Annotated in this window: 17 protein-coding genes; 10 read left to right on the forward strand and 7 right to left on the reverse strand. The window is 61.0% G+C overall.

Annotation, left to right across the window (positions count from 1 at the left end; genetic code table 11):
• Nucleotides 1–36: 36 nt before the first annotated feature.
• From PJK54_RS00460 to PJK54_RS00485, 6 genes are all read left to right on the forward strand, one after another.
• Nucleotides 37–729, forward strand: coding sequence for an SPOR domain-containing protein (locus tag PJK54_RS00460; RefSeq protein WP_084209070.1), 693 nt, complete (start codon nucleotides 37–39; stop codon nucleotides 727–729).
• The gene (locus PJK54_RS00465) at nucleotides 726–1,403 is read left to right on the forward strand and encodes a CvpA family protein (protein WP_084209069.1); all 678 of its coding nucleotides are present in this window, start codon (nucleotides 726–728) and stop codon (nucleotides 1,401–1,403) included. Before PJK54_RS00460 ends, PJK54_RS00465 begins: the two co-directional genes overlap by 4 nt.
• 245 nt (nucleotides 1,404–1,648) lie before the next feature.
• Complete coding sequence (gene purF / locus PJK54_RS00470) at nucleotides 1,649–3,163, forward strand: amidophosphoribosyltransferase (RefSeq protein WP_077372413.1); 1,515 nt, start codon at nucleotides 1,649–1,651, stop codon at nucleotides 3,161–3,163.
• Between the two features lie 232 nt (nucleotides 3,164–3,395).
• Complete coding sequence (locus PJK54_RS00475) at nucleotides 3,396–4,613, forward strand: O-succinylhomoserine sulfhydrylase (RefSeq protein WP_077372415.1); 1,218 nt, start codon at nucleotides 3,396–3,398, stop codon at nucleotides 4,611–4,613.
• A gap of 290 nt (nucleotides 4,614–4,903) precedes the next feature.
• Nucleotides 4,904–5,446, forward strand: coding sequence for a cytochrome b (locus PJK54_RS00480; RefSeq protein WP_077372418.1), 543 nt, complete (start codon nucleotides 4,904–4,906; stop codon nucleotides 5,444–5,446).
• A 59-nt stretch (nucleotides 5,447–5,505) separates the two neighbouring features.
• Entirely contained in the window at nucleotides 5,506–6,123 is a 618-nt protein-coding gene (locus PJK54_RS00485) for a YceI family protein (RefSeq protein ID WP_077372421.1), read from the forward strand.
• Between the two features lie 120 nt (nucleotides 6,124–6,243).
• Here PJK54_RS00485 and PJK54_RS00490 read toward each other — a convergent pair whose 3' ends face one another.
• Nucleotides 6,244–6,861: a LysE family translocator gene (locus tag PJK54_RS00490; protein ID WP_077372424.1), complete on the reverse strand. Its 618-nt coding sequence runs from the start codon at nucleotides 6,859–6,861 to the stop codon at nucleotides 6,244–6,246.
• A gap of 390 nt (nucleotides 6,862–7,251) precedes the next feature.
• Nucleotides 7,252–8,118 carry a 2OG-Fe dioxygenase family protein gene (locus tag PJK54_RS00495; protein WP_077372427.1) on the reverse strand — a complete coding sequence of 289 codons (867 nt, stop codon included), beginning with the start codon at nucleotides 8,116–8,118 and terminating at the stop codon, nucleotides 7,252–7,254.
• Between the two features lie 673 nt (nucleotides 8,119–8,791).
• Here PJK54_RS00495 and PJK54_RS00500 point away from each other — a divergent pair.
• Nucleotides 8,792–10,582 (forward strand): putative bifunctional diguanylate cyclase/phosphodiesterase, encoded by a 1,791-nt coding sequence (locus PJK54_RS00500; protein WP_240499566.1) that lies wholly within the window; start codon nucleotides 8,792–8,794, stop codon nucleotides 10,580–10,582.
• Between the two features lie 396 nt (nucleotides 10,583–10,978).
• Here PJK54_RS00500 and dinB read toward each other — a convergent pair whose 3' ends face one another.
• The gene (dinB, locus tag PJK54_RS00505) at nucleotides 10,979–12,037 is read right to left on the reverse strand and encodes a DNA polymerase IV (protein WP_271301959.1); all 1,059 of its coding nucleotides are present in this window, start codon (nucleotides 12,035–12,037) and stop codon (nucleotides 10,979–10,981) included.
• A 154-nt stretch (nucleotides 12,038–12,191) separates the two neighbouring features.
• Nucleotides 12,192–13,538: a Na+/H+ antiporter family protein gene (locus tag PJK54_RS00510; protein ID WP_077372432.1), complete on the reverse strand. Its 1,347-nt coding sequence runs from the start codon at nucleotides 13,536–13,538 to the stop codon at nucleotides 12,192–12,194.
• A gap of 299 nt (nucleotides 13,539–13,837) precedes the next feature.
• Between PJK54_RS00510 and PJK54_RS00515 the strand changes: the two genes are divergently transcribed.
• On the forward strand, nucleotides 13,838–14,458 hold the full coding sequence (locus tag PJK54_RS00515; RefSeq protein WP_077372434.1) for a YrbL family protein: 621 nt from the start codon (nucleotides 13,838–13,840) through the stop codon (nucleotides 14,456–14,458).
• Nucleotides 14,459–14,643: 185 nt separating this feature from the next.
• Here PJK54_RS00515 and bioA read toward each other — a convergent pair whose 3' ends face one another.
• Nucleotides 14,644–15,948 carry an adenosylmethionine--8-amino-7-oxononanoate transaminase gene (gene bioA, locus PJK54_RS00520; RefSeq protein WP_271301960.1) on the reverse strand — a complete coding sequence of 435 codons (1,305 nt, stop codon included), beginning with the start codon at nucleotides 15,946–15,948 and terminating at the stop codon, nucleotides 14,644–14,646.
• A 684-nt stretch (nucleotides 15,949–16,632) separates the two neighbouring features.
• Here bioA and PJK54_RS00525 point away from each other — a divergent pair.
• Nucleotides 16,633–17,019, forward strand: a complete 387-nt coding sequence (locus PJK54_RS00525; protein ID WP_077372437.1) for a histone-like nucleoid-structuring protein, MvaT/MvaU family — start codon at nucleotides 16,633–16,635, stop codon at nucleotides 17,017–17,019.
• A gap of 245 nt (nucleotides 17,020–17,264) precedes the next feature.
• Here the strand turns inward: PJK54_RS00525 and PJK54_RS00530 are convergent, their stop codons facing one another.
• Both PJK54_RS00530 and PJK54_RS00535 read right to left on the reverse strand, forming a co-directional pair.
• A complete protein-coding gene (locus PJK54_RS00530) occupies nucleotides 17,265–18,068 on the reverse strand; it encodes an anti-sigma factor (protein WP_271301961.1) in 804 nt (267 codons plus the stop codon).
• Complete coding sequence (locus tag PJK54_RS00535) at nucleotides 18,065–18,721, reverse strand: RNA polymerase sigma factor (RefSeq protein WP_205700458.1); 657 nt, start codon at nucleotides 18,719–18,721, stop codon at nucleotides 18,065–18,067. Before PJK54_RS00535 ends, PJK54_RS00530 begins: the two co-directional genes overlap by 4 nt.
• A 321-nt stretch (nucleotides 18,722–19,042) precedes the next feature.
• Here PJK54_RS00535 and PJK54_RS00540 point away from each other — a divergent pair, with 321 nt between their 5' ends.
• Nucleotides 19,043–19,927, forward strand: a complete 885-nt coding sequence (locus tag PJK54_RS00540; RefSeq protein ID WP_077372443.1) for an NAD(+) kinase — start codon at nucleotides 19,043–19,045, stop codon at nucleotides 19,925–19,927.
• Nucleotides 19,928–19,929 lie beyond the last annotated feature (2 nt).

The raw sequence follows: 19,929 nt of genomic DNA on the forward strand, positions 1-19,929 counted from the left end.
CGGTCATTGGAATCCGGGTGCAAGGGAGATGGCACGATGAAATATGGCAAGCGAGAACGGATCAGCGGCGCAGTCATCCTGTTGGCCCTGGGCGTGATCTTCATCCCGATGTTGTTTGATGAGCCGCCGGCCCGTGATGAGCGTCCCAGTCCGGTGATGACATTGGGCAAGCCGGTGGATATCGACCGTTCGACGGTGGATGCACCGCAGCCCCCCAGCGAGCTGAAGATTGGTACCGATGTCCCCATCACCTTCGTGGATGGCAATGGCAAGGTGCGTGACAGTGATCCCGGACCCGGCATCGAAAACGCCTCCGAGTCGCGAGCTCGCGTGGCGGAGGCGCAGCAGCTGTCGCCGACCAGATCCGTGTCCAGCAGCGAGCCGAAGGCTGCGCCGACACCGCAGCCCAAGCCGGCCCCGACGCCCAAGCCAGAGCCCAAACCGGCGCCTGAGCCCAAGCCTGCCGTTGCCGCCAGCGCGCCATCTTCTTCCGCCGGTGGCTGGGCGGTGCAGGTCGGCAGCTTCGGCAAGCCGGCCAACGCCGAGCGACTCCAGAAGGACCTGCAGAGCAAGGGATTCGCGGCCTATCGCGTCGCGCGGGATGGCAATCTGACCGTGGTATTCGTCGGTCCCTACAAATCTTCCGAGATTGGTGAGTCCGCGCGCTCTCGCCTTCAGGAGCAGGTCAATATCAAGGGCCTTCTGGTACGCCGGAAGGAGGGTGAGTGAACGCGCTGGTCTGGATCGATTGGTTGTGTCTGGGGTTGCTGATCATCTCCGTGTTGCTGGGGTTGATGCGTGGTCTGCTCAGCGAGGCGCTGGGACTGGCAGGCTGGCTGGTGGCCCTGGTGGCGGCACGCCAGTTCGGGGCGGAAGCCGGGGCTCTGCTCGACGAGGTGATCCTGTCTCCGGGCATTCGCACCGCGGTCGGCTTCGTGCTGGTGGTACTGGGCACGGTGCTGGTCTGGGGCCTGATGCTGCGTCTGCTCGAACGCCTGGTCCAGGCGGTCGGCATGGGGGGCTTCAATCGCCTGCTGGGGGGTGTCTTCGGCGCGCTTCGGGCGGCGGTGATCCTGGTACTGGTGACGGCTGTCGTCGGCCTGACACCTCTGCGTGACAGTGCGGACTGGCAGGCGGCGCAGCTGCGCCCGACGCTGGAGCAGCTGCGCGACTGGTCGCTGGCACGCTACCGTGAGTGGGACACGGGAGGAGATTGGCAGTTGCCGCAGGACGGGACGGCTCCATCCTCACAGACTGCAGGTTTCCAGCAGCAGGCGAGTGGCCTGCTCGAGCGTGCCCGCCACGAAGGCCGCACGCTGAGTGAAGGCGTCAGTCAGCAGGTCGCCGAGCAGTTCATGCGTCAGCAGCATCAGCAGCGTGATGGTGACACCGCAGCACCTTGAGACGACAAAAGCGCCGGGCATTCTTGCTCGGCGCTTTTGTTTTGTCTGTTCGCCCCCCCGAGCAGGTCAGCGCGTCGAGGTGCAGCAAGCATCGTGGTATCGATTGACCCATCGGTCAGGTGTTGCCTGTGGTGTGGGCAGGCCTGACAATTGCGGCATGTGAGCACTCATATTGCCATGTGGAGGCGCGCTGATGATGGCTGGCGCCTCCCTCTCCTAGTGTGTATCAGTGAGGTAATGACGGGATGTGCGGGATTGTAGGTTTGATGGCCAACGCCTCGGTAAACCAGGCGCTGTATGACGCGCTGACCGTATTGCAGCATCGTGGGCAGGATGCCGCGGGGATGATGACCTGGCACGAGGGTCGTTTCCTGCTGCGCAAGAGCAATGGCCTGGTGCGTGATGTCTTCCGCACTCGTCACATGCAGCGACTCAAGGGCAACATGGGTATCGGCCATGTTCGCTATCCGACCGCTGGCTCTTCCAGCGAGGCGGAATCGCAGCCGTTCTACGTCAATTCGCCCTACGGCATCACCCTGGCGCACAACGGCAACCTGACCAACTCCGAGCAGCTCAAGCAGGAGCTCTTCTCCTCCGACCTGCGTCACATCAACACCAGCTCCGATTCCGAAGTGCTGCTCAATGTCTTCGCTCACGAGCTGGGCAAGCAGGGCATGCGTCTGGGCGCGGGTGATGTCTTTGATGCGGTACGTCGTGTGCACCGTCGCTGCAAGGGCGGCTATGCCGCCGTATCGATCATCAACGGCACCGGCCTGGTCGCCTTCCGTGATCCGCACGGGATTCGTCCGGCGTGCTTCGGCAAGCGCGAGGCTGCTGAAGGTACCGAGTACATGATCGCTTCCGAATCCGTGGCGCTGGACGTCGCCGGTTTCGAGCTGATCCGTGACCTGGCACCGGGGGAAGCCGTCTTCATCGACATGGAGCGTCAGCTTCATACCCTGCAGTGCGCTGATGATCCGGTACTCAAGCCGTGCATCTTCGAGCACGTCTATCTGGCGCGTCCGGACTCCCTGCTGGACGGTGCCTATGTCTACGGCACCCGCATGCGCATGGGGGAGAAGCTGGCCGACAAGATCGTGCGGGAATGGCCGGAGCAGGACATCGATGTCGTCATCCCTATTCCGGATACCTCGCGCACGTCCGCTCTCGAGCTGGCTCAGCATCTGGGAGTGACTTACCGCGAAGGTTTCATGAAGAACCGTTACATCGGCCGTACCTTCATCATGCCGGGGCAGACGCTGCGCAAGAAGTCCGTGCGTCAGAAGCTCAACGCCATCGATATCGAGTTTGCCGGCAAGAACGTGCTGCTGGTGGATGATTCCATCGTGCGTGGCACCACCTGCAACGAGATCATCCAGATGGCCCGTGAGGCGGGCGCGAAGAATGTCTACTTCGCCTCGGCGGCGCCAGCGGTTCGCTATCCCAATGTGTACGGTATCGACATGCCGGCCGCGGAAGAGCTGATCGCCCATGGTCGTACCGAGAGGGAAATCGCGGATCTGATCGGCGCGGATCGTCTGTTCTATCAGGATCTCGATGACCTGAAGGACGCCTGTCGCGAGGTCAATCCTGCCCTCGACGAGTTCGACTGCTCCGTGTTCGATGGCATCTACGTGACCGGCGATATCGATGAGGCCTACCTCAACGACCTGCAGGCCTCACGCAACGATGGTGCCAAGAACGCAGGCGAGACCCACGCGGTCGTGGATCTGCACAACGATTCCGAAGACATCGACTGACCCCATGACCTGTCTCGCGTGACAGGTCATGGCAGGGTGAGTGATTCGCAACGGGCTCCGGAGAAATCCGGGGCCCGTTGCGCGTTCAAAACCGGTAACATTGACCGACAGCTTTCTGCTCTGTTTCCCGGCTCATGAAAGAAGCGCCCGCGGCGCGTGACCTGACAATCCCGTGAGCCATGTCATCCGAGACAGAGATCAGCGGATTCCATCAGTAGAGGTACTGGACACCATGCACGACGACAATCTTTCCCGCGCCGACCTTTCCCGCGATGAGCTGGGACTGGAGACGCTCGCCATCCGCGCCGGTCACTTGCGTGGCGGTGAGCAGGAGCACGGCGAGCCCATCTACACCACGTCCAGCTTCGTCTATGGCAGTGCGGCCGAGGCGGCAGCCAAGTTCGGTGGTGACGAAGCCGGCAACATCTACTCGCGCTTCACCAACCCGACGGTGCGCTTCTTCGAGGAGCGACTGGCGGCAATGGAGGGCGGTGAGCGCTGCGTGGCCACCAGCTCCGGCATGGCCGCGATCATGTCCACCGTGCTGGCCCTGCTGGAAGCCGGGGATGAGATCGTCGCCTCGCGTTCCATCTTCGGCTCCAGTGTGAGCCTGTTCACCAAGTACTTCGGCAAGCTGGGCATCACCACGCGCTTCGTCGAACTGGGGGATCTCGAGGCCTGGCGCGCGGCCATCACACCGTCCACCAAGCTGCTGTTCGCCGAGACACCCTCCAATCCGTTGTCCGAGATCGGTGACATCAAGGCGCTGGCAGCGCTGGCACATGAACATGATGCATGGCTTGCCATCGACAACTGCTTCTGTACCCCGGCATTGCAGCGTCCGCTGACCCTGGGCGCGGATATCGTCATCCACTCCGCCACCAAGTATCTGGATGGTCAGGGGCGTACCCTGGGCGGGGCAGTGGTCGGCAGCAGCGCGTTGATGGAAGAGGTCTTCGGCGTGGTGCGGACGTGCGGGCCCTGCCTGAGCCCCTTCAATGCCTGGGTCTTCCTCAAGGGACTGGAGACGCTCAACATTCGCATGGAGGCCCACTGTGCACGTGCGCTGGAGCTGGCGCACTGGCTGGAAGCGCATCCTGCGGTCGAGCGCGTCCACTATTCAGGCCTCGAGAGTCATCCGCAGCATGCACTCGCCAAGGCTCAGCAGAAGGCCTTCGGTGCCGTGCTGGGGGTGGTCATCAAGGGAGGCCGTGAAGGGGCCTGGTCGGTCATCGATGCCACGCGCATCCTGTCGATCACCGGCAACCTCGGTGATGTGAAGACCACCATCACGCATCCTGCCACCACCACGCATGGCCGCTTGAGTGATGAGCAGAAAGCGGCCGCCGGTATCGTGGACGGCATGGTGCGTATCGCAGTGGGCCTGGAAGATCTCGATGACATCAAGCGTGATCTGGCGCTTGGGTTGGATCGCCTGGCGTCTGCATGAGTCGACCAGCACCGTCGTGAGGGAACGCCCGGCCATGCCGGGCGTTTCTGCATCTGCTCGGTCGTGACGGTGGCCGGTGTCTCGGGAAGAGAGCGCTCAGCGCCGGCATGGCTGGCGCGGCATGATGAGAAAGGGGTGGGACTATCGCTTGGCGCGTGGCAGGCCAGTGGGTAAGCTGGCAGCCATGGGAAGGCATCATCACGATACGGTGTCGTATCGCGGTTCAGAGCGTCGATCACGGCAGGTGGGCTCACGCTCGGCGCGTTGGATGACAGGACAGGGAGACAAGCATGTGGCGCAATAGTCGTCGGGGGTGGGGCTGGCCCGTCATCGTGATGCACTGGCTGTCGGCGCTGGCCATCATCGGGCTCTTCGCCCTCGGGTGGTGGATGACATCACTGGGCTATTATGATCGCTGGTATCAGCTGGGTCCCTGGTGGCATCGCTCCGTGGGCGTGGTGCTGTTCGTGATCACGTTGCTGCGCCTTGTCTGGCGAGCCATGCAGCCGACGCCACAGGCGCATGGCTCCCGCATCGAGCAGCGGGCGGCGCGCATCGGGCATGCCTTGCTGTATGCATTGCTGTTGCTGGTGATGATCTCGGGGTATCTGATCTCGACGGCGGATGGACGAGCCATCAGCGTATTCGGGCTGTTTGACGTGCCTGCCTTGCTCAGCGGGATGAAGGATCAGGCGACGTTGGCAGGAGACGTTCACTGGTACGCGGCCTGGGCGCTTGTCATCCTGTCGCTTGGTCACGCCGCTGCCGCCTTCAAGCATCATCTGATGGAGGGCCAGGACACGTTGCGACGTATGCTCTGGCCGCTGCGCTGAAAGGAATTGCCGGCCACCACGGCGGCACCATGCATGACGAATCCTCAAGGAGCTAGGACATGAACGACACATCCCTGACACCCAAGGCCTTCTCGCTGGGCAAGACGTTCGCTGGCGGCCTTCTGGCAGCGGCACTCCCCTTGATGGCGGGCCAGGCTCAGGCCTCGGACTATGTCATTGACACCAAGGGCCAGCACGCCTTCATCCAGTTCAAGATCAGCCATCTCGGCTACTCCTACGTCCTGGGTGAGTTCAAGGACTTCACGGGGACCTTCCGCTATGACGAGGGTCAGCCCGAGGCGTCAAGCGTCAAGGTCGAAGTCGATGTCGACAGCCTGGACAGCGCCCACGCCGAGCGAGACAAGCACATCAAGTCCGCTGATTTCCTGGATGCTTCCGAGTACCCGACGGCGTCTTTCGTCTCCACCGGGTTCACCTCTTCCGGTGATGGTGCCGGCAAGCTGACGGGGGATCTGACACTGCATGGCGAGACGCAGCCGATCACCATCGATGTCGATCACATCGGCGGTGGCGAAGACCCCTGGGGCGGCTATCGTCAGGGCTTCGAGGGCACCACCACGCTCAAGCTCGCCGACTATGGCATCGACACCTCCAAGCTTGGGCCGGCGGCCGCGACGGTCGACATGTACCTGGTGGTGGAAGGTATCCGTCAGTAACGGTGCCATCCGTTGCATGACCTGAGCGAATTGCCTCAGTGATCGAAGAGAACGCCCCTGTCATGTGATTGACAGGGGCGTTCTCGTATCGGCGGCCAGACTGGCGCAGGAGGCCGGTGCTCAACCACGCAGTGCGAGGTAGCTGCCGGCACCGATCATCAGGCTGGCAGCGCTGCGGTTGAGGCGTCTGACGGCTCGCGTCGAGCGCAGATGGCGGCGAATGCGGCCTGCGGCGTAACCGACAGGGACGACCCCGATCAGCAAGGCACTGAGATTGAGAGCGGCCGCGATCACGATATCGCCACCACTCAGGCGGGTGATGTCCATGAAGGTCGGCAGAAAGGCGATGTAGAAAAGGATGACCTTAGGGTTGGAGGCCGAGATCAGGAAGCCTTGCAGGAAGCCACGCCACCAGCTTCCGCGCATGTCGGGAATTTCCGTGTCTTCCAGGCTGGGCCGGCAGGTCCAGAGCTTGTACCCCAGGTAGATCAGATAGGCGGCCCCCAGCAGGCGGATGACCAGAAAGAGCTCGCTCCAATGGGTCGCCAGTGCCGAGAGACCGAAGACGGCCGCCAGCATGTAGCAGACGTCACTGAGGCTCATGCCGACGGCCATCGGGACACAGGCATTGCCTCCCTGGCTCATGCCACGCGCCATCAGGGCGAGGATTCCGGGGCCGGGAGTGATCCCGAAGAGGAAGATGGCAAGGAAGAAGGTCAGTCCTGATTCAAGCGTCATGAGGATTTCCTGTCGTGGAAGGCGCATCGTGGGCAACGCCTCTGTCATGAGTCGAGTATATCGCCTGTACATGGCGCGCGGACAATGAAACCGATGCGCTTGGCATGCAGGCGGAAGCCGTTGGCGGGGCTGTTGCAGGAGGGGGCAGGTCGCGGTCAGGCTGAGGCCTTCGGGCTAGTCAGGAGTGGCACGCCAGGCCAGCCGGTTGCCCGGCTGGTTCCTCGTGTCGTGCTCAGGTAGCGTGCTGCGACGCTTGAGTGCAGGTCAGGTGGGGAGGCCTCGGAAGCTACCGATCCCCCAGGATGAGATGAGGAAAGCTGTCGTCGAGGCAGTTGTGCGGGCGATGCCCGGACACCGGGTTGCCAGTCTGCTCAGTGAATTCGAATGGCTTCACTCGCAGTCGTTCAGGACTGCCCCTGGGAAGTGACGACGCAGCATGCGGTTCTGGAACTCATCGATGAATGAGCAGTTGATGATGATGATGAAGCGCTCGAAGTGCTGGCCCGCGTTATCCTGAGTGATGGAGCTGACGCTGTGGAACAGCTGGTCATCATGGATGTGCAGAACCTCTCCCGGTGCCAGCTCGGTGGTCGCCAGCAACTCGCTGCCGGCCTTGTCGCGGTAGAGGGTATTGATGGCACCACTGACGTTCTCGCGATTGAGTACCAGAATGCTCAAGTACTTGCAGCCGTCGGCGTGAATGCCTTGTCCCTGGAGAGGGTCGATGGTGCCGTCGCCGCGGACACCCGTGATCTGCATCAGGATCGGCTCACGCGGCCCGATGCCCCACATGTCGGCCCAGGCCTTGACGAAGGCGCGCACGTCGTCGCGCTCGGTGAACGCCGCTTCCAGCGGATCGTAGTATCTCAGGCGGTCCGCCATGCTGGCAGCATCATTGAAGCGTCCACCCTGTGCCATCGGGCACTCGCCAAGGGTTTCGACTTCCATCTGGTCATTCAGGTGCAGCCAGGACATGCGCTTCCAGCGTGTGTTGACGTAAGGGTCACGGGGAAGGTTGTCCAGGAAACCCTGCCAGGCGTTCAAGTCAATGTGTGGAGTGATCGTTGCCTTGCTCCAGTGCTGACGAGCCAGCTCCTCATGCACGCTTGTCGGCCAGTACTCAGAGATCCTGGGCAGCGAGAGAGCGCTATCCTCTGATGACGTTGCCGGGTAGCGATCGTTGAGAGCGCTCTGGTCCAGAGTGAGTTTACGGGAAGCATCGGCCAGCTGACGTACACCACGGTTTACGATGTTCATGCAAGAATTCCTCGATGTTTCGGCATTTAGCGCCTGTTGGAAGGTGTTGCGTTCGCAACGTCGAGGAGAATGGGAAGATGCATGAGAGAGAGTCAAACCAAGCGCGCGGCTTAGAGCGTTAATCTTGCGTAAGTATCATCAATATGGGCGTCTGGGCGATGGAGGGGTATTAGAGGTCTGATCTCCTGGCATCATGTCAGTCATGAGCGGTATTCTTTGTCGCCTTTCGGCGAAAAACGGCATGGGCAATGCGTGACGCAGGTGCTGGTAGCGTTGAGAGGAGGCGTGTGTCACGGCGGGTTTGGCACTGTGTTTATGCGAGGCAGACACTTAGACTGCTATTGGCTCCAGTGATGTATATCGCGATAACTCAGCGGATTCAGGCAACGTGCGTGTCCCCGCCGAGCACCGGTCGGTAGACAAGATGGTAGGGGAGGTATCCTGGATCATGGCAGATGGGTCTCGTCAGACCGGAAGAGCGACTGGAATTGCGCTCTTTGGAACAGTGGTCGCTGCCATCGCGATCGGCCTGCTGGTGGGGGTCGTGGCAGTGCAGGACATCATCGGCCGCTGGCCTTCAGCGCTGCTGATGGTGATTATTGGCGCAACTGCGGGCATCATGCTGATTCGTCATCGTCAGATGGCATATCAACAGCACACGCAGGAGGCGGTCATGCAGACTAGTGTTGTTGGCCCCTCGGCCAGCATGGGACTCCCCGCCAGTGACCAGCGCTTTCGCGAATTGCTGGAAAGCCTGCCACGCGTGGCAGTGCAGGGGTACGACAGCCAGCGCCGAGTGATCTATTGGAATGAGGCCAGCGAGCGACTGTATGGTTTCAGCGAGCAGGAAGCTCGAGGGCGTTGTCTTGAAGCCTTGCTGATACCGGATGAAATGGCGGACATCGTGGTGGATGCCCACCACGCGTGGGTCAATCACGGCACCCAGATCCCGGCGAGCGAGCTTGAGCTGAAGCACAAGTCAGGCGCACCGGTGCCGGTGTTCTCTCACCACGTCATGTTGGGTGAGCGGTCGGACAATCCATTGATGTTCTGCATCGACATCGATCTGGCGGGCGAGCGCAAGGTTCAGCGTGAGCTGGACTACATGACGCGATTCGATCCGCTGACCGAACTGCCCAATCGGCAGACGTTCGAGACTGAGCTCGAGAACATGCTCGGGGAGTGTCAGCGTCACGGCGATACCTTGATGGTGCTGTTCCTGGATATCGACCACTTCACCGAGATCAACGATACCCAGGGCTATGAGATGGGGGACCTCGTGATTCGCAGCGTCGCGTCGCGCTTGCAGGGGTTCCAGCGGAGTCAGGATCTACTGTCACGCTTCGGCGGCGATGAATTCGTCATGGCGATGCCGCGCCTGGATTATGAAAGTGATGCCTTGTCGGTCGTGGAGCGGATCCGCGAAGATTTCCAGCGCCCCTTCCAGATAGAAGGGCGTGAGTTGTTGCTGCGTCTGAGCATCGGCGTCAGCCTCTATCCCGAGAATGGCAATGATGCGCCGGAACTGGTGCGCAATGCAGACGTCGCCAAGCACCGAGCGAAGCAGGCCGGGCGTGATGGATATCAGTTCTTCAACCAGGAAGTGCGCGATGCCATGCTGCATCAGCATCATCTGGCGGGGCGCCTTCAGACGCTGTTGAGCGAGGATGGGGGTGGCGAGCTGTTCCTCCACTTCCAGCCTCAGGTCGCGGCGCGCAGTGAGCGTATCGAGTCGGTAGAGGCGCTGATGCGCTGGCATGCGCCCGAGGGGCCCATTCCCCCGACTGACTTCATCAAGGTGGCAGAGCGCACCAATCTGATCGAGCGCCTGGGTGACTGGGTGATTCGTCAGGCATGTCGCCAGCAGGCCGAGTGGCATGCCATGGGGATCAAGGGCTATCGGATCGATATCAATATCTCCGGGCGTCAGGCGATCAACAGCGACGTCTTCCAGCGTCTTGAGGCATGCGTGGCGGAATATGGCCTGACGCCACGGGACATCGGCATCGAGCTGACCGAGAACGTGTTGATCGATGCTGACGTCAAGGTGCGCGATAGCCTGCGTGCCCTGCACGACAGAGGCTACAAGATCGCGATCGATGATTTCGGGACCGGCTACTCCTCGATGAGCTACCTCAAGATGCTGCCGGTGACGGCGCTCAAGATCGATCGCTCCTTCGTGATCGAATGTGCTCAGGAACCCAAGGATCGCGCCATCATGGAAGCGACGGTCTTCCTCGGGCATCGACTGGGGCTGGAGGTGGTGGCCGAGGGGGTGGAGAATATCCAGCAACTCGAGCTGTTGCGCGAAATGCGCTGTGATCTCATTCAGGGGTACTACTTCTACAAGCCCATGGCGGCGGCGGATATCCAGCGGCTGCTGTCCGGGGGCAACAACCCGCCTCATCCTGGCGCCCATCGCCCGTCCAGTGATCCAACCAGTGCATCCAACGGTTGCCATTGAGTCAGCGTTGATCCGGTGCCGTTGTGGCATGGGACTGTTGCTGTGGATCGGCTTTTTAGTTTGCGGGCTAAAAGATATGATGCTGACAGTTGAAGCGGATGGACTGTCATCATCATCGATGAATCTGGGCATTCCTTCCTGACACCTGCGGGTCGAGCATCTCATGCTCCCCGCAGGTGTTTGCCGAGAGTGGCTGCGTCGTTCAATGCGCAGAGCTGTTCGCCCACTCTCGCTTCCTGCCTGCATTGCAGGTTGCGATGGTTCCTTGAGCGGGTTTCACGACCCTTCCGGCGATACCCTTGGGGTATCGATGACCGGACAAGCCAGTCCTTGTGACTGGCTTTTTTTATGCCTGTCATCCGTCCGTCAAGGTTGCCAGTCAGGCGCGGCACCCTCTCAGAACAGCCCCAGCTGTTGCGTCTCTTCGTGGGCCTTTAGTCGGACACCGACTCCCAGCAGGCGCACCGGTCGATGGCCACGTTGCCAGGCTTGCTCCATCAGCAGTGCGAAACTCCTGGCGTCCGGCAATGAGAGGGTGGAGGCGGGGAGGAGGCTTTCCAGCGTGGTGCTGGTGAAGTCGTTGAAGCGTACCTTGACGAACTGCTTGGCCAGCACCGGCTGTTCCTGGCGTGCGTGACGCTCCCCGAGGCGCTCCATCAGCATGGGAAGCTTGGCGAGGCAGGCGGAGAGATCCGGAAGATCCTGATCGAAAGTGCGTTCGACACTGATGGACTTCCGCTCTCTCTCGACCTTGACGGGGCGGTCATCAATGCCATGAGAGAGTTCATGCAGGCGATGTCCGAATTTGCCGAAGTGTTCGACCAGTGTGGTCAGTGGTGTCGTGCGGATGTCATCGCAGGTGGTAATCTCCAGCCGATTGAGGCGGGCCAGCGTGGCCGGGCCGACGCCATGCAGCTTGCCGACGGGCAGCTTACGAATGAAGGCGTCGCTGGACTCTGGCGTGATCACCGTCAGGCCATCGGGTTTCTCCCAGTCACTCGCGATCTTGGCCAGGAACTTGTTGGCGGCCACGCCGATCGACAGCGTGATCCCGGTGCGCTTCAGGGCTTCTTCCTTCAGCCAGCGCGCCATCCAGGTCGCGCTTCCCTGAAATTCCTCGATATCGCTGACGTCCAGGTAGGCTTCGTCCAGCGATAGAGGTTCCACCAGGAGTGTCAGTTCGTGAAACAGTGCCTGGATCTCCTGCGAGACGGCACGGTAGCGCTCGAAGTCGGGGGGGACGAGTATCAGTTGCGGACACAGGCGCAGGGCGCGCGCTGTGGACATCGCAGAGCGGACGCCGAAGGCGCGAGCCGGATAATTGCAGGTGGCGATCACGCCACGTTGCTCGGTGCGGCCACCGATGGCGATGGGCACCTCGCGCCACTCTGGGTGACGAAGCATCTCGACGGCGGCGTAGAAACAATCGCAGTCAGCATGAAGGATCTTGCGCATTCGCGCATCATCCTAAAAGACTGGATGGCTGTCCAGTATCAGGTGGCGTGTCGCCTCATTCTTCGTCCAGATATGACAACGCCCGGCAGACGTGATGCCTGCCGGGCGTTGTCGTATTTCCTGTTGCCGTTGCCAGGCTACCCTGGCCGGCGGATTACAGCGTCATCGCCGCCACCCAGCCGAAGACGATCAACGGGATGTTGTAGTGGATGAAGGTCGGCACCACGCTGTCCCAGATATGATCATGCTGTTGATCGACATTCAGGCCTGCCGTCGGGCCGAGCGTGGAGTCGGAGGCGGGGGAGCCAGCATCGCCCAGTGCGGCCGCGGTGCCGATCAGGGCGACGGTCGCCAGGGGGGAAAAGCCGAACTGCAGGGCCAGCGGGACATAGATCGCCGCGATGATCGGGATGGTGGAAAAGCTGGAGCCGATGCCCAGCGTGATGAAGAGTCCGACCATCAGCATGACGAGCGCGGCCAACGGCTTGTTGTCTCCGATGATGTGGAAGGAGGCATCCACCAGGGTCTGGATATCACCCGTGGCTTTCATGACGGAGGCGAAGCCGGCTGCCGAGATCATGATGAAGCCGATCAGGGCCATCATGCGCATGCCGGAGGTGAACAGGTCGTCGGCTTCGTTCCACTTGAACAGGCCACCCAGGGAAAGAATGGCGAAGCCGACCAGACCGCCTAGGATCATCGAGCCGGAATAGAGCTGGATGCCCAGGGCGGCGATGATGGCGACCCCAGCCATGATCAGGCCGCTGCGGGATGGTGCGTGCACTGGAGTATGGTGCGGGACGTTGGTCGACTTGATCTCGCGATTGGCGTAGTCACGCGGCTTGCGATAGGAGACGAAGACCGCAGTCAGCAGTCCCAGGAACATGCCGCCTACCGGAATGGCCATCGCCATCGGCACCATGCCGCGGGTGACTTCCAGCCCCATTGCCTGGCCCGCTTCATTGATGTTGGCCAGCAGGATGTCATTGAGGAAGATGGAACCGAAGCCCACCGGCAGCAGCATGTAGGGAGCCGTCAGACCAAAGGTCAGGGCACAGGCGACGGCGCGGCGATCCAGGCGCAGGCGGTTCATGGCCACCAGCAGTGGCGGAATCAGGATCGGAATGAAGGCGATGTGGACAGGAATCAGGTTCTGGGACGAGATCGCCACCAATGTCACGCTGCCCAGCAAGCCGTACTTGATGGCGGTCTGACGGCGAGGGGTGCTCTCTCCATTGAGCATGCCGATCAGGCGTGCCGCAAGGAGATCCGGCAGGCCGGAGCGAGACAGGGCCACGGCAAAGGCACCGAGCGTGGCATAGGCCAGGGCGACCTTGGCACCACCGCCGACGCCGTCGTTGAAGGCGCCGAGAGTGTCAGTCAGAGACAGGCCACTGAACAGGCCGCCGACCAAGGCGCCGGCCACCAGAGCGAAGACGACCGAGACTCGGGCCAGTGACAGGCCGACCATGACCAGAACGGCCAGTATTACCGCATTCATGCGAGTACCTCATTAAGGGAGATGTGCCTATGGAGCGGGGGTTGCAGGTGTGCGCGGCCACCCGATCCCGGGCAATACCTCGCAAGTCGTGCTGATCGCTTACGTCAGGCGGTTTCGTCCTGAAACTGCCAGAAAACGGCGCGTTATCATACCAGAGCGAGGTCCCAAGCTGAATGGCCGATGAATGACCTCATGGAACGCGGCCGCCGGCGGCACGGTTGGCGCAAGGGAAGGGCTTTTTGTAGAATGCCACGCTGCCCGGCGGCTGCAGTCGCAGGCGTTATTCAACAGGAGAGCGCATGCTGGAGCTTGAAAATGCCCGTGTCATCGGCATGGGCAATGATCGCCGTGTCTATCAGGACCCCCGTGATCCTCGGCGCTGCATCAAGGTACCGCGCTATCCCGACAAAGGAAGCCGCCAGAATCAGCGCGAGCAGCGCTACTTCGAAGGGCTCGTGAGGCGAGGTGTGCACGACTGGTCCTACGTGCCTGCCTATCATGGCAGCGTGGCGACCCGAGAGGGCCTCGGGCTGGTCTTTGATCTGATACTCGACGATGACGGCACGACCTCGCGCCGTCTGCGAGAGGTCTGTCATGAAACTCCCGAGCGGGTGGGGGAGGAGGCATTGATGGATGAGCTGGCCAACCTCTATCGCTATCTCGACAAGCGTTGGCTGATACCGTCCGACCTCAATGATCGCAACATCGTGGTCCAGTTTCGCGAGCATCAATCCCCGCGCCTGTGGTTGATCGATGGTATCTCCAATCCGGACTTCATCCCCCTCGCCACCGGTATCGCCTGGTTGGCGCGCCGCAAGATCGCCCGCCGCTATCGTCATTTTCTCAAGAAACTGATGAAGGGCGGGATGCTGACGGCAGATGCACATGCGCGCCTCGAGCGGCGTCTCTGGGGAGATTGAGCGCTTCCGACCGCATTCCCCTGCCGGGAGATGGGCCTCGAATCTCGGCGTTGAGAGAAGAGAGAAGATAGGAGTTGAGAGAAGAGTGAAGGAAGAAGAGGGGAGTGATGAGGGCGATCGTCACTCTCAGTCACTCCCCGTCAGCCGACAGGCAGCCGAGCAGATCCCTGTCCTGACGTCTTGCCTCAGAGATTGTCGGTAAAGTGGCTCTTCATGGCATGCGTGATCTTGCGCAAGTCGTCGTGTGAGGTGATATATGCCGGCATGGTATAGAGCCAGCGGCCGAACGGTCGCAACCAGACCCCTTGCTGACGAGCGTGAGCCTGAGCCCCTTCAAGACTTGCTGCATCGTGAACTTCTATCACGGCAGTGGCTCCCAATACGCGTATGTCACCAATAGCGGGATGTGAGAAATCCGCGAGTTCCTCTCGTAGTACCTGATTGAGGCTGGCGATCTTGCCGAGATAATCGTCTTCCTCGAAAACCTTGAGGCTTTCCAGTGCCACTCGGCAAGCCAATGGGTTGCCCATGAACGTCGGGCCATGCATGAAGGCAGTATTGGCATCCTTGCCATCGAAGGCATGAAAGATATGGCTCTGGGCGAGGGTGGCAGCATGTCCCAGATACCCTCCCGTCAGTCCTTTTGACAGCACCATGATATCGGGCGTCACATCTGCATGCTCACAGGCAAACAATTTTCCGGTACGTCCGAATCCTGTCGCGACCTCATCGAAGATCAACACCACACCGAACTCGTCACATAAATCACGTGCCGCTTTCAGGTAGTGAGGCGAGTACATGTTGAGGCCGCCGGCTGCCTGGAGCAGCGGCTCCATCAGCAGGGCGGCGATGTCATCATGCGTCTCGAGCTCTCTGCGCAGCGCTGCGATGTCACCGAGGACCTCTTCATATGGCGCCGTGAATCCCGCCGTCGGTGCCGGCGCGAAATGATGTCTGGGCAGGAAGTCGGCAAACAGTGAGTGCATGCCCTCTTCCGGGTCGCAGACCGCCATGCAGCCTGCCGTGTCCCCGTGGTAGGCCTTCATCAACGACAGCATTCGCGTCCGCCCGCGAGTGTCATCACGATCCTGACGCTGTTGCTGGTATTGCACTGCCATCTTCATGGCGACTTCCATGCCGACGGAGCCACTGTCCGAGAAGAACACGTGGTTCAGCCCCTCCGGGGTGATGCGCACCAGTGCCTCGGCCAGCGCCACCGCCGGTTGATGCCGAATGCCCCCGAGCATCACATGACACAATTGAGCCGCTTGCTGCTGAATCGCGGAGACGAGTCGAGGATGGCCGTAGCCATGGATCATGCACCACCAGGAGCAGGTTGCGTCCAGCAGGGTCTCGCCGTCACTCAGTGTCATGCGCGGCCCGACTCCGCCCACGACCTCAACCGGGGCAGGCATCGCGTGCATCTGCGTATACGGATGCCAAAGCGCTTGTGGCTGATCGGCATGTGAGGCGGTCTGGGGGTAGGACATGATGTTCTCCATCGACGCTGACGGCAATTGAACCTCTTTGTTAACCTTGACCACTTTATCAGGTTGACATGATTTGTGAAGTGTCACTTTCTGGAGGGGGTGATGTCTCTAATATTGCCGGCGGAAATAGTGCTGGGGGATTGGTGGAGCTGAAGCGAAGGTTTACTTTCCTCTGTGTCTGCATGCTTTTGAGGATACGCTCAAGAACAAGAGGGACTCGGAGTGATGATGTGTGATGAAAGAGCTACTGAAAAAGTCACAATATGAATACTTCATGAAAGCTGCGGCTTGCCAGCGAGAGAATTTACCTGCCTGTGATGTCGATGTGATTCTACAATACCGCCTGATGGCCGCTGACGCCCGCCATATAGGGACTCTAGGCTCATGTCGATTCTAATTAACGATATTTGCAGGCAGAGACTATTTTGAATTCACATATCTTTTCGAGTGCCAGCTATTGCATTCCAGAGAGCGCTTGATTAACTTGTCGTTAGTTGATTAGTGCTTCACGGCGTGGACATGCTTGGTCTATAATCCCTTCAGCTTCTGTAGGGTCTTACTGTCCCAAGTCCCTGCGTGAGCCAAATCCAGGAAGCAGCTGTTATTTGTTGATCGGCGAATTCTTTCGCAGCACCTGTTTCCGGAAGTGAATTCCTGACTGTCCCGATACCCTTGGAGAACCCCATGTCCCTGTTGACCGATTTCATGCAGAAAGAACAAGAGCTCAAGAAACTTCAAGAGCAACTGGAAAGCCTGCGCAACGATGATCGCCTGAAGAATGAGCTGGAATTCAAGGACAAGCTTGATTCCCTGATGAGTGAATACGGCAAGTCCACTCGCGACGTGATTGGCCTGCTGGATCCGAAAGCCAGCCAGACGCCGGCAGCTGCCGCGAGCGCGGAAACCAAGGCTGGCGGCGTTCGTCGCAAGCGCAAGCTGAAGGTCTACAAGAACCCGAATACCGGTGAAGTGATCGAGACCCGTGGTGGCAATCACAAGCAGCTGAAAGAGTGGAAGGAAGAGCACGGTGCCGAAACCGTCGAATCCTGGCTCGAGCGTACCGAGAGCTGAGTTGACACTTTCCTTGAGCATCTGCTGAAGAGACGGTTGACCAGACACGAAGAAGCCCCGCCATGGCGGGGCTTCTTCGTGTCTGGCGTTCGTGTCTGGCGCTGATGTTGCCATTGCGCTGACCTTGCTCCCCATGGCCTGGGGGGGACCTCCGAGAGCATGGCGCCTCCCGCCCTGCACGGCGAGCCTCTGATGAGAAGGCATGCCGTGGCAGGGCGGGCGAGCCTGGGCAGAGAGTGCTCCCGTCAGCTGTCGATCTGTCCCAGGTTGACCAGGCGGCCGATGGCCAGCACCTTGCCGGTCGGTTTGCCGGTCGGCGAACCACCGCTGGGCTCCAATGTCATCTCGAGCAACTGGCCCGGACTCATGCGGCCGATCTGTTGGGCGCTCAACTCGATACCTGCCACCGGGTCCACCAGACCCAGCGAACGCGGGCCCTCCGCTGGATCGGTCAGGGTCCAGAGTTCGATGGCGCGATCCGTCGGACGCTCGATAGTGACCTTGGGTGTCAACTGAAGTCCGCCACCGGCCGTGACACTGGCGACCCAGGTCGGCGTGGCAGGGTCTTCGAGAGTCTGCAGCACCGCGACCATGCGCTGCGCGGATGACTCGGGCACTTCGGTCGCCACTGGCGGGGTGCCATCTTGTGGTGATTGAGGCGCGAAGGGTCCCACCTGCATCGCCAGAGCAAGGGCGAGTCCGGCGCCCAGCCCCAGACCCAGCCCGCCTCCCAGCCAGCGCCACAGCCAGGGGGCTTGCGGAGCAGGAGCGCCACCCGTGTCATTGGCTGGCGTCGGAGTCTGCTTGAGGCGCGTCAGGCTGGCATCGATGCGTTTCCACAGCGAATCGGAGGCCGGTTCCGGCGGCAGGCGATCACTGACGCTCAGCCAGTGCTGCTGCCAGCGAAGTGCCATGCGGGCGGCCTCATCGTCACGTTCTATCCAGGCGCGCACCTCGGCTTCACGTTCGGGGTCCAGCAGGCCCAGGGTGTGTTCACCCAGCAACAGATTCTGCTCTTGTGGAGATTCGGGGATCGGGGAATGGTTCATCGTGACAGGCACTCCTGCAGTCGCTTGAGTCCGGCACGGATGCGACCCTTGATGGTGCCGAGCGGGGCGCTGAGTTTTTCGGCGATCTGCTCGTGGGTCAGGCCCTTGAAGAATGCCAGCAGAATGGGTTCGCGTCGTGGGGCTTCCAGCTCACCCAGACAATCGCTCAGCTGATGGGCTGTCTGACTGTCGTGTGCTGCCGCTTCCGGGTTGGCGAGCAAGTCGGCGAGGCTATCGAGCGCCTCGCTGTCACCGCGGGGCGTCCGTCCCTGGGCCCGCAGCTGATCCAGTGCACGATAGCGCAGGATGGTGAACAGCCAGGCGCGGCCATTGCCGAGTTCACGGCGATATTGGCCGGCATTGGACCACAGCTTGATGAAGGCATCGTGGACGGCGTCCTCGGCCTGATCCCGGCTGCCGAGCAGGCGCATGGCAAGTGCCAGCATGCGGCCGGACTCAAGGTCATAGAGGCGACGAAAGGCGGTTTCATCACCGAGCGCACAGGCCTCTATGGCACTGGCGTGGTCAAAGTCGTCCGGGTCTTGCGAACTGACGGGTGTCGTGTGTGCTGGCATCGGGGGCCCGACTCCATTGGCTGGGAATCCATCGTTCAGCTGACGGTAGTCGCCCCATGAGAGGTTGGCAAGTGACATGGAGAGAGCTCCAGAGTCGTGTGAACCCCTCGGCTGTGACATTGATGGTGCACGTCGAGGAGGCATGAAGGTGATTTGATGGCGAGACATGCAGAGCATGGCGTGCTGGTCCGGTCCCGTTGAGTCGCTGTCTGTCACACGCGGGCGTGGACCGGGACAATGTCTTGCGATATGCCTGAACTAACGCGCCATTCAGGCAATTGGATGTGCTGATATCGCCAAGGGTGGGTAGTGGCTTGATGCAGCAACGGAAAATGCAGGTGCATTGCCGCTGGTGAAGGGAGTCCGCATAATGTTCTGCATGACAGCCCGGGAGGCGTGATGAAGCAGCAATTCAATACGATCGGCGTGATTGGTCGACTGGGCAGTGCTCAGGTAGTGGACACGCTCAAGCGCTTGATTCGCTTTCTTGAGGCTCGCCAGCTGGCGATGATCATCGAGGAGCGCACGGCGACGCTGTTGCTTGACCATGGCCTTGAGGTGGCGAGCCGTCGTCAGATGGGCGAGCGCTGTGATCTGGTGATCGTGGTGGGCGGTGATGGAAGTCTGCTGGGCGCGGCGCGTGCATTGTGTCGCAGTGGCACGCCGGTACTGGGCGTCAATCGCGGCCGGCTGGGCTTTCTCACCGACATCCGTCCAGATGAGCTGGAGGAAAAGGTCGCCGAGGTGCTCGAGGGTGACTACCTCAGTGAGCAGCGGTTCCTGCTGGAGGCGGAAGTCTTTCGGGACGGCGAGAAGATAGGCGCGGCGGACGGCCTCAACGATGTCGTGCTACACCCTGGCAAGGCGGCGCGGATGATCGAGTTCGAGCTGTTCATCGATGGTCAGTTCGTCTATTCCCAGCGCTCCGATGGCTTGATCGTGGCCACTCCGACCGGCTCGACCGCCTATGCGCTCTCTGGCGGCGGGCCGATCGTCCACCCGCGCCTGGAGGCCATCACGCTGGTGCCGATGTTCCCGCATACGCTGTCCAGTCGTCCGATCGTGATCGACGCGGCCAGCGAGATACTCCTGCACATCAGCGCCAGCAACACGACCTATCCCCACATCAGCTGCGATGGCCAGACTCAGGTCGTGGCCAAGCCCGGCGATGTGCTCAAGATTCGTCGCAAGCGCGAACGTCTGACGCTGATCCATCCGCTGGAGCACAACTATTTCGAGATCTGTCGCACCAAGCTCGGCTGGAGCAACCGCCTCGGCGAATGACA

The organism is Cobetia sp. MMG027, assembly GCF_027947415.1.
In the GTDB taxonomy this organism is placed as follows: domain Bacteria; phylum Pseudomonadota; class Gammaproteobacteria; order Pseudomonadales; family Halomonadaceae; genus Cobetia; species Cobetia marina.